Source organism: Xanthomonas populi (assembly GCF_002940065.1).
GTDB classification, from domain to species: domain Bacteria; phylum Pseudomonadota; class Gammaproteobacteria; order Xanthomonadales; family Xanthomonadaceae; genus Xanthomonas; species Xanthomonas populi.
In genome coordinates this window covers 1-9,672 of sequence record NZ_MDEJ01000144.1, presented here as the reverse complement: position 1 = coordinate 9,672, position 9,672 = coordinate 1, and the positions used below count along the sequence as shown (strand labels likewise).

Annotated in this window: 5 protein-coding genes and 2 pseudogenes; 3 read left to right on the top strand and 4 right to left on the bottom strand. The window is 62.4% G+C overall.

Annotated features, from left to right (window positions below):
- Positions 1–488: 488 nt before the first annotated feature.
- Positions 489–1,120: pseudogene (locus XpopCFBP1817_RS17575) on the bottom strand (integrase core domain-containing protein); the annotation flags it as partial.
- 216 nt (positions 1,121–1,336) lie between these two features.
- Here XpopCFBP1817_RS17575 and mtnA point away from each other — a divergent pair.
- The 3 genes and pseudogenes from mtnA to XpopCFBP1817_RS17560 form a co-directional block, all read left to right on the top strand.
- A complete protein-coding gene (gene mtnA, locus XpopCFBP1817_RS17570; RefSeq protein ID WP_128418103.1) occupies positions 1,337–2,401 on the top strand; it encodes an S-methyl-5-thioribose-1-phosphate isomerase in 1,065 nt (354 codons plus the stop codon).
- Positions 2,402–2,612: 211 nt separating this feature from the next.
- A complete protein-coding gene (gene gyrA, locus XpopCFBP1817_RS17565) occupies positions 2,613–5,324 on the top strand; it encodes a DNA gyrase subunit A (RefSeq protein WP_128418102.1) in 2,712 nt (903 codons plus the stop codon).
- Between the two features lie 154 nt (positions 5,325–5,478).
- Positions 5,479–6,927 (top strand): annotated as a pseudogene (locus tag XpopCFBP1817_RS17560) (PQQ-binding-like beta-propeller repeat protein); the annotation flags it as partial.
- Between the two features lie 229 nt (positions 6,928–7,156).
- Here the strand turns inward: XpopCFBP1817_RS17560 and XpopCFBP1817_RS17555 are convergent.
- From XpopCFBP1817_RS17555 to XpopCFBP1817_RS17545, 3 genes are all read right to left on the bottom strand, one after another.
- Positions 7,157–7,882, bottom strand: coding sequence for a hypothetical protein (locus tag XpopCFBP1817_RS17555; RefSeq protein ID WP_128418101.1), 726 nt, complete (start codon positions 7,880–7,882; stop codon positions 7,157–7,159).
- A gap of 128 nt (positions 7,883–8,010) precedes the next feature.
- On the bottom strand, positions 8,011–8,394 hold the full coding sequence (locus XpopCFBP1817_RS17550) for a hypothetical protein (RefSeq protein ID WP_128418100.1): 384 nt from the start codon (positions 8,392–8,394) through the stop codon (positions 8,011–8,013).
- 281 nt (positions 8,395–8,675) lie between these two features.
- On the bottom strand, positions 8,676–9,672 hold a 997-nt coding region (locus tag XpopCFBP1817_RS17545; RefSeq protein WP_146090196.1), incomplete at its 5' end, for an acyltransferase family protein.

Sequence of the window (9,672 nt, the reverse complement as noted above, 5' to 3'; positions counted from 1 at the left end):
ATCATGTCTGTCGTTCTCCGCTGGCAGGGCGTCAAGTCAATGATGGCAGATTGCTGGGGTTTTTAGAGGCTCCTAAAACAAGGATCTCTGTCCGTATGCACATCGCGCCGCACCCATCGTTGAGGAAGCTGGCACAGGACTGTCGTGAATGGATAGAGCGCGGCCAGCAGAAGGGTAAATATCAGCGCTATTCCACTGATGTGCAAAGCTTTCTGGACGCTACCGGGCTATTGGATGCGAAGGCCGGGACACATCTCAGCCGTGTTGCGCTTTATTACGACGTGCCAGCTGCGACGCGTTCTTTCGCTCCGATGTGGAGCCACTCAGGCGTTCGCTCCAACACGGCGTCTCATTGCGTGCGTTGGTGTTTGGTGGGGACGGCATGTAGAGCGACATGCGCCCTGACCTGGGGAACTGGCCTGCAGAATTCTCCGATGGCATGGCAGCGGCTGGCCCGGCCATGTTGTCCTGGTGGGATGATGCCGAGGATTCAGTCCCTGCATGAGATGCATCCGATCCACCCTGAATCGCTCGGGTTCGGATGTCCACTGCTTGCAGATAAATTCGTACGGTGTCAGCCCGTTCAGGGCGTTGAGCCTGCGACCGAAGGTATAGGCGTCGATAAAATTGGCTAGATGCTCGCGCAGGTGCGCGTGATCGTCGGAGTGGAAGCGTTTGACAGTGGGTTGCTTCATGGTCCGGTTCATCCGCGCGACCTGCTCGTTGGTCCAGGGACGCTTGACCTTGGTCAAGCGGTGTTGGATGCCATGCTCTTTGCAGACGCGACCTAAGAGAGGCACGAAGGCATAGCGGTCGGAACTGCGGTTGGTGAACTGGATGCCATTATCCGTCAGCACCGTCTACAGGGCGTAGGGCACCGCCTGGATCACATTGCGCAGGAACTGCGCTGCAACCAGCTTGCTCAAATGACAACACGCTGGAACACGGATGCGTCGGGCCGGTTGGCACATCGAGAACCGAGGTCCGCTTCTTCCACTTCGCCCCCGTCTTCTGATTGATGCCGTCGCGCTTGGAAAGCGCTCTCAGCCTCTCTTGACGCTGTTGTATCGCTCGACATCGCCTCTGTCGTGGTGGCGCTCCCGTGCAGAACCTGGCCCATCGTGCTTGCTTCCATTCGAGGGAAAAGAGTGCACCATCAAAGCCTGGGATCAAAAAGGGCCTCCATGGACGGATGTACGGCGTGACCCGCGAGCGGTTAGGGCACCGCGCCCTCGACCAACTAGGCTTTTGCGTTTGATGCATTGCAGCGTGCGGACGACGGGCTGAGCACTGCGGATCCACTGACTGGGCTGCCCGCGCGCCCTACAATAGCTGGATGAACGACAGCGCCCAGATCGATTACGCCCGCTACGACCATATCCGCCCACTGCTGTGGACCGGCGATGCCCTGGAATTGCTCGACCAACGCAAGCTGCCCTTCGCGGTGGAACATGTGCGTTGCGACACCAGCGACGCGGTGGCCGAGGCGATCCATTCGCTGGCCGTGCGCGGCGCGCCGGCGATCGGTATTGCGGCCGGGTGGGGTGTGGTGCTGGCCGCACGCGATATCGATGGCGACGACGGCGGCACGGCATTGCAGAAGCTCGAACCGGCGTTGTTGCGGCTCAATGCCGCGCGCCCGACCGCCGTCAATCTGGCCTGGGCGTTGACGCGCATGCGTCGCGTGCTGGTGGCTGCCGGCGCCGACTGGCGCCCGGTGATCGCGCGCGAGGCGCAGGCCATCGCCGACGAAGATCTGGCGGCCAATCGGCATATGGGTGCACTCGGCGCTGCGCTGATCGCGCCGGGCAGCGGCGTGCTGACCCATTGCAATACCGGCTCGCTGGCCACTGCCGGTTTCGGCACGGCGCTGGGCGTCATCCGCGCCGGCATGGCGCAGCAGCGCATTGCCAAGGTGTTTGCCGGCGAAACCCGCCCGTGGCTGCAGGGCGCGCGGCTGACCGTGTGGGAGCTGCAGCAGGACGGCATCGACGCGACCTTGATTGCCGATTCGGCCGCCGCGCACCTGATGAAATCCGGCTTGGTGCAGTGGGTGATCGTCGGCGCAGACCGCATCTGCGCCAACGGCGACACCGCCAACAAGATCGGCACCTACCAGCTGGCGATCGCCGCGCGCCACCACGGCGTCAAGTTCATGGTGGTGGCGCCGTCGTCCACAGTGGATATGGCCACCGCCAACGGCGAGCAGATCGAGATCGAGCAGCGCGATCCGGGCGAATTGTTCGGCGTGGGCGGGGTCAGGACGGTGGCCGATGGCATCCACGCATGGAACCCGGTGTTCGACGTCACCCCCGGCAGCTTGATCGACGCGATCGTCACCGAGCGCGGCGTGATCGCGCAGCCTGCCCTGGCGCAGATGCAGGCCGCATTCGGCGCCTAAGGCCGGCGCGGTGCGATAACGCCGCCAACGCCGCGCAAACTCCCTGCAAGTGCTTGTTTCTGGATGGTAAACCGGCGGCATCGGGCTGCCACTTCGTGGTACAATCCGGCGCTTGAATCGATCGGCGGGAGCGTGAGGCCGGCAGCCTGTCTCAGGGTGCTCCCGACGCGGCTTTCCGGCTCGCCCGCCACCTCAAAATTACGGAACCCGAATGGCAGAAACCGCCAAGGAAATCATCCAGGTCAATCTGGAAGACGAGATGCGCAAGAGCTATCTCGATTACGCGATGAGCGTGATCGTGGGCCGCGCACTCCCCGATGCCCGTGATGGCCTCAAGCCTGTGCATCGCCGCGTGCTGTTTGCCATGCACGTGCTGGGTGCGCACAGCAACAAGGCGTACTTCAAGTCGGCGCGTATCGTCGGCGACGTCATCGGTAAATACCACCCGCACGGCGACCAGTCGGTGTATGACACGTTGGTGCGCATGGCGCAGCCGTTCTCGTTGCGCTACATGATGGTCGACGGCCAGGGTAACTTCGGTTCGGTCGATGGCGACTCCGCCGCGGCGATGCGTTACACCGAGTCGCGCATGTCGCGTCTTGCGCACGAGCTGATGGCCGACATCGACAAGGAAACCGTCGATTTCCAGCCCAATTACGACGAAAAGGAACTGGAGCCGACGGTCATGCCGACCCGGTTCCCGAGCCTGTTGGTCAACGGATCTGCCGGTATCGCGGTGGGTATGGCCACCAATATCCCGCCGCACAATCTGACCGAAGCGATCAACGCCTGCATCGCCTTGATCGACACGCCGGAGCTGGATGTCGAAGGCCTGATGGAGTACATCCCCGGCCCGGATTTCCCCACCGCCGGCATCATCAACGGCACCGCCGGCATCGCCGCCGGGTACCGTACCGGGCGTGGCCGCGTGCGCATGCGCGCCAAGGCCGATGTGGAAGTGGCCGACAACGGCCGTGAAGCGATCATCGTCACCGAGATTCCGTATCAGGTGAACAAGGCGCGGCTGATCGAAAAGATCGCCGAGCTGGTGAAGGAAAAGAAGCTCGAAGGCATCAGTGAGCTGCGCGATGAGTCCGACAAGGACGGCATGCGCATCTACATCGAGATCAAGCGCGGCGAGTCGGCCGAGGTTGTGCTCAACAACCTGTATCAGCAGACCCAGATGGAGTCGGTGTTCGGCATCAACATGGTGGCGCTGATCGACGGCCGTCCGCAGTTGATGAACCTCAAGCAGATGCTGCAGGCGTTTATCCGCCACCGCCGCGAAGTGGTCACCCGCCGCACCATTTTCGAACTGCGCAAGGCGCGTGCGCGTGCGCATGTGCTGGAAGGTCTGACCGTCGCGTTGGCCAACATCGACGAGATGATCGAGCTGATCAAGACCTCGGCCAATCCGCAGGAAGCGCGCGAGCGCATGCTGGCCAAGACCTGGCAACCGGGCCTGGTCGGTGCGTTGCTGGGCGCCGCCGGTGCCGAAGCGTCCAAGCCGGAAGATCTGGCGCCGGGCGTCGGCCTGGCCAACGGCTTCTATCAGCTCAGTGAAGTGCAGGCCCAGCAGATTCTGGAAATGCGTCTGCATCGCCTGACCGGGTTGGAGCAGGAAAAGCTGACCGACGAGTACAAGCAGTTGCTCGAGGTCATCCAGGGTCTGATCCGCATTCTGGAAAACCCCGACGTGCTGCTGCAGGTGATCCGCGACGAGCTGATCAATATCCGCGAAGAGTACGGCGACGCGCGTCGCACCGAAATCCGACACAGCGAAGAAGATCTGGACATCCTGGATCTGATCGCGCCGGAAGACGTGGTGGTGACGCTCTCGCACGCCGGTTATGCCAAGCGCCAGCCCGCGAGTGCGTATCGCGCGCAGCGCCGTGGCGGCCGTGGCCGTTCTGCCGCAACGACCAAAGAAGAAGATTTCATCGATCAGCTGTGGCTGGTCAACACGCACGACATGCTGCTGACCTTCACCAGCAGCGGCAAGGTGTTCTGGCTGCCGGTGTATCAGTTGCCGGAAGCCGGCTCCAATGCGCGTGGTCGCCCGATCATCAACTGGATTTCGCTGGAACCCGGCGAGCGCGTGCAGGCGGTGCTGCCGGTGCGCGAATACGCCGACAACCGTTACGTGTTCTTTGCAACGCGCAACGGTACGGTCAAGAAGACCCCGCTGAGCGAATTCGCATTCCGTCTGGCCCGTGGCAAGATCGCCATCAACCTCGATGAGGGCGATGCACTGGTTGGCGTGGCGCTGACCGATGGCGACCGCGATGTGCTGCTGTTCGCCTCCAACGGCAAGACCGTGCGCTTCGGCGAATCCACGGTGCGTTCGATGGGCCGTACCGCCACCGGCGTGCGTGGTATCCGTCTGACCAAGGGCGAAGAGGTAGTCAGCCTGATCGTGGCCGAGCGTGCCGGGGGTAGTGAAGGTGATGTCGAGGAAGATGGCATTGAGGATGTTGTGGAGAGCACAGACGTTGCCGATGCTGCAGTGATCGAGGTCGCTGATAACGACGACATGGCCTACATCCTCACCGCGACCGAGAACGGCTATGGCAAGCGCACGCCGCTGGCCGAGTATCCGCGTAAGGGACGTGGCACGCAGGGCGTGATCGGCATCCAGACCACCGAGCGCAACGGCAAGTTGGTGCGTGCGGTATTGCTGGGCGGCACTGACGAAGTGATGCTGATTTCCGATGGCGGCACGCTGGTACGCACCCGCGGTTCGGAAATCTCGCGCGTGGGTCGCAATACGCAAGGCGTGACGCTGATCCGTTTGTCAAAAGGCGAAAAGCTGCAGGCGGTGGAACGTCTGGATGCGTCGCTGGATGAAGTGGAAGATGTAGTGGACGAGGCAGCCGTCGCACCGGCAGCAAGCACAAGCGAGTTGCCACCGACCGAAGCGTGATCGCGCCAAGCGAGCAATGCAGTTGAACGAAAAACGCCGGCGTATCGCCGGCGTTTTTTATTGCACGCGGTGACATCTGCAACGCAGTGTTTTTCGACAAGGGCAGCAAAGAACGCGGCTCTTTCACCGTTGCGGGTCGAAAGTTGGTGGCGTTGCGTCGGCGTTGTGCCGCACGCGGGTGATCGAAGGCACGCTGGATGGCCGCCTGATCGCGTTGGATGCACGCAGCGGCAAGCCGAGCACGCACTTTGGTAACAACGGCCAGGTCGATATCACGGTCGGTATGGGGCAGACCCCGCCGGGCGATGTGTCGATCAATTCACCGCCAGCCGTTGTGCGCGGCGTAGTGGTCACCGGCCATCGCGTGCTGGATGGGCAGAAGCGTTACGAGCAGTCGGGTGTGATCCCAGGCTTCGATGCAGTGACCGGCAAATTGCGCTGGGCCTGGGAGATGATCCATTCGGAGTGGAAGGGCACACCGCCGCCGGGCCAGAGCTGGACGCGTGTTAAGCCGAATATGTGGACCGCCGCAGCGGCCGACGAACAGCTGGGCTATGTGTATCTGCCGATGGGCAACTCCACCGCCGATCACTGGAGCAGCTCGCGCACGCCGCAGGAGAATCGCTATGCGACCTCGCTGGTGGCGCTGGATGTCACCACAGGCAAGCCGGTGTGGAATTTGCAGACCACGCATATCGATGCCTGGTATGACGATCTGCGGTCGCAGCCGAGCCTGATCGGCTTCCCCAAGAACGGGGTCAACGTGCCGGCGGTATTGTTGCCGAGCAAGCAGGGCGAGTTGTACGTGCCGGACCGGCGTACCGGCAAGTCGCTGGTGGGTGTGGAAGAGCGCGCAGTGCCAGGTGGCCCTGTGGAGCCGCAGATGCGCGCCAAGACCCAGCCGTTCTCGCTGTATCACCCGTTGCGCAAGCCGGATCTGACCGAGCGCGACATTTAGGGGATGACGCCGATCGATCAACTGGTATGTCGCATCCAGTTCCGCAAGGCCAGCGTCAAGGGCATCTACACGCCACCGGAAGCCGACCGTCATCCGATCGAGTATAGCGGCGGGTCGGATTGGGGCAGCGTGGCGGTGGATCCGCAGCGCGGCGTGGATCGTGGCCAACGACAACGACATGACCAACTACAACCTGCTGGTGCCGCGCGCCAAGGCCGACACACTGGGCTGGGCACCGCGCGATGCAGTGCGTGGCGATGTCGGTGGCGCATAAAGTGCGGGCGACCCGCAAGTTGGCACGCCGTACGCGATCAACGTCAATGCCGGCTGGCGTTTGCCGTTCACCAAGCTGCTGTGCAAGCGGCCGCCGGATGGCGGCATCCGTGCGATCGATCTGGCCAGCGGCAAGACGCTGTGGGACCGTCCGTTCGGAAGTGCGCGCGGCAATGGCCCGTTCGACATCCGCTCGGGTTTACCGATCGAGATCGGCATGCCAAGCTGCCGCCAGGCGGTCAGGCAAACCCTATGGTGTACGCCCACGGCGGCCGCGAGTCTCTGGTGGTCATGGCCGGCGGCCACCACTTCATCGAAACACCTGCGGGCGATGCCGTGGTGGCTTACGCATTGCCGCAAAAGGCACCTTGAGGCAGGCAGTTATCGTCGCCATTCCCTAGGCTTGAAAACGAAAAAGCGCACCGCAAGCGGTGCGCTTTTTTTATGGGCAATCGCACACCAGCTATTACCCAACAGCCCGCACCGAGACGCTGTCGAACAGCATGCATCTGTCTGTTGACTCAACAGAACCCAGCGCCCACGCCTACGCTCTTGCGATTCCCGAATCCCGAATCCCGAATCCCGAATCCCGAATCCCGAATCAAGCCACATTCGCCGCAACTGTTTCCTCCATCACCGCATCCTGTGCATCCTGCGCCAGCGTGGCCTTGACGATGATCGAGCGGATGGCGTCGGTGGCATCGGACAGCGGTACATCGCTGCTCAAACGCTGAAAGGTGTCGCGACTGTTGTAGCCGGAACCGTCCTTCAAATAATGGTCGTACATCGACAGCAGGTCCTGGCAGGCCGTGATCAACGCGGCGACGTTACCGCGCACCAACGCATGGCCAATCTGGTCGAAGCTGTGCAGGCAATCGGCCAACCAATGCAGGTCGTAGCGGGCGGTGCTCGGCTCTGGCGCGTTATGGCCGCGGCTGTAGGCGCTGTAGCGACGCAGGCTGCGCGCAACGCGTGCCACGTGCGCAAACAAGGTGCCGACTTCATTGGCGATGTCCAGTTGCTGCACCATCACCATCGGAATCACCCGGACAGTGGTGGCCTGTTGCTCGGCCGCATTCTGCTCCTGCTGCTCCATCGACTGTTTGAGCAGTGCGTAGCTGCGTTGCAGCGATTCCAGCTCCAGCGCGCTGGCGGCCGCACGCGCCTTTAGCTGCGACAGCGCAGCCTGGTAGCGGGCAAGGCTGTGCTGCGTACTCGCATGCTCGCCGTACTCGGCAAGCAGCTGCCGGCCACGTATGAACGCCAGCCCGGTGGCGATAAGCGCCCAGAGTGCGAATGCAGGCACCAGGTAGATCAAGATGCCCATGGAAGAGTCCTCGAAACGTTGCATATATTGTCGGCCTGCAACCGCGAGTCTTGAGGGCAATCGCCGTGCAACCGCGACGGGGCATCTGTCCTGTTGCCGCACCGCCAGCAACGCGGGCGGGCACTGGCTCAGCACGGGTGGTCGCCTGCCGGCGTGGGCGTTGCCGCAATGGCGGGCGGATGCACGGCCAGGGCGGCTGCAGGCTGGCGCAGCAATCGTCTGCCGAGGCGACGCAGCAGGGTATTGGCCGGCACTTCGAGCAACCTGTACGTCAACCAGGATGCGCTCAAGATCGCCAGCAACACGGGCAGCTGTGGAGCACGGTTGCCGAGCAGGGAAAGGGCGAGATCAATGACCGGGACATTCAACAGATACATTGGAGAACAGCAGGCGCCGCAGTAGGTCGCTGTTGAAGAAAAAAAGCCCTGTTCGCCAAGATGCTCGTAGACAACCAGCAGCGCAACCAGACTGCGAATGCCGGTCAGAGGGTCGATCTGTGTTTCCTGATCCATCCATTGAAAGCCCCGCTACATCCATCTGCTGGCAGGCACAGGGCGTCTCTGGCGGCGCGCATCGTGCTGCGGGAAGGCAGGAGTCCCCCCATGATTCCTGTCTCCAACGCAAGCGGACCCTACAGTACCGTCACATAATAGAAGCAGGGCGCACGCGGGCTCGCGGCCCCGTGCGCCGTCGATCTGTCCACCGGGGCGGTTGTGGATCCGGCCGGGTCGGGCCGGATGGACGCGCCAGTTACGCACGCTCGGCTGGCACGCGCTGGCCGACGTGTGCTGGATCAGTACCGATCCGGCGGCCTTGATCGCCGCGGGACGACCGGCGCTTTGCTTGGGCGCAGCAATAGCCACGTGCCCAGCCGGCGCAGCAGGGTATTTCCCGGCATTTCGATCAGCCGATACATCGTCCAGGCGGCCGCGATGGTGCTCGCGATGATCGGCAGGGCTAGTGCCGGTCTCGGCGGCAGGCCGTCCATCACCACAAGGGCGGCATAGATGATCGGAATATTCAGCAGATACATCGAAAAAATGCATTCGCCGCTGAGCATCATCAAGCGGTTGCCGAGCAGGCGCTTGCTGAGGCCGGTGTCGAACGAAAACAGGAACACGAAGATTCCGGCGAAGCCGGCCGTCTCCAGCGTGAGATAGAGCTCGCGCTTGGAACCGAGGTGGACATCGACAACCCCCTCAATCACTCCCAGCACCAGTCCGATGACGGCGGCCTGCAGGACAGCCAGGGTGGTCATGTTCACACTGGCGCCGACCCGGGTACGCACTAGGCCGAACACCACGCCGGCCAGGAAATAATGGATCTTGGAGCCGACGAAGGTGCCGGGCAGATGCGCCCTGTAGGCGATGAGCATCAGGATGGTGCCGAGCACTGCCACCATCAGGGTGACATTGCTGTTGGTGCGGAACGCGCGCAACGAAAACCAGATGCCCACGAAGACGACGTAGAACTGGACTTCGGGTGGAATGCTCCAGAGCGCAGACACATTGCCGGAGAACAACAGGTGACGCAGCAGGTTGTCGTGGCTGATGGCGTAGACAAAGTGCGGGTCGATCAGGTTGTAAATCAGATAGGACGCTAGTACGACGGTCAGGTAGGCCGGCGCGATACGGGAGAATCTGGAAATGGCGTAGCGCGCCACCAAGGGGAAATTGGCCGGTTTTTCTCCGTAGAGAAATGCCATCAGAAACTGAGGTATCCCCACGTTTTTCAGCCCATGACCATCTGGTTGTAGACGTGTTCGGGCAGTGTGCGTAATCGCTCCAGAC

Coding starts and splice junctions, on each gene's coding strand:
- mtnA (WP_128418103.1), top strand. CDS start 1,337: ATGAACGACAGCGCCCAGATCGATTACGCCCGCTACGACCATATCCGC.
- gyrA (WP_128418102.1), top strand. CDS start 2,613: ATGGCAGAAACCGCCAAGGAAATCATCCAGGTCAATCTGGAAGACGAG.
- XpopCFBP1817_RS17555 (WP_128418101.1), bottom strand. CDS start 7,882: ATGGGCATCTTGATCTACCTGGTGCCTGCATTCGCACTCTGGGCGCTT.
- XpopCFBP1817_RS17550 (WP_128418100.1), bottom strand. CDS start 8,394: ATGGATCAGGAAACACAGATCGACCCTCTGACCGGCATTCGCAGTCTG.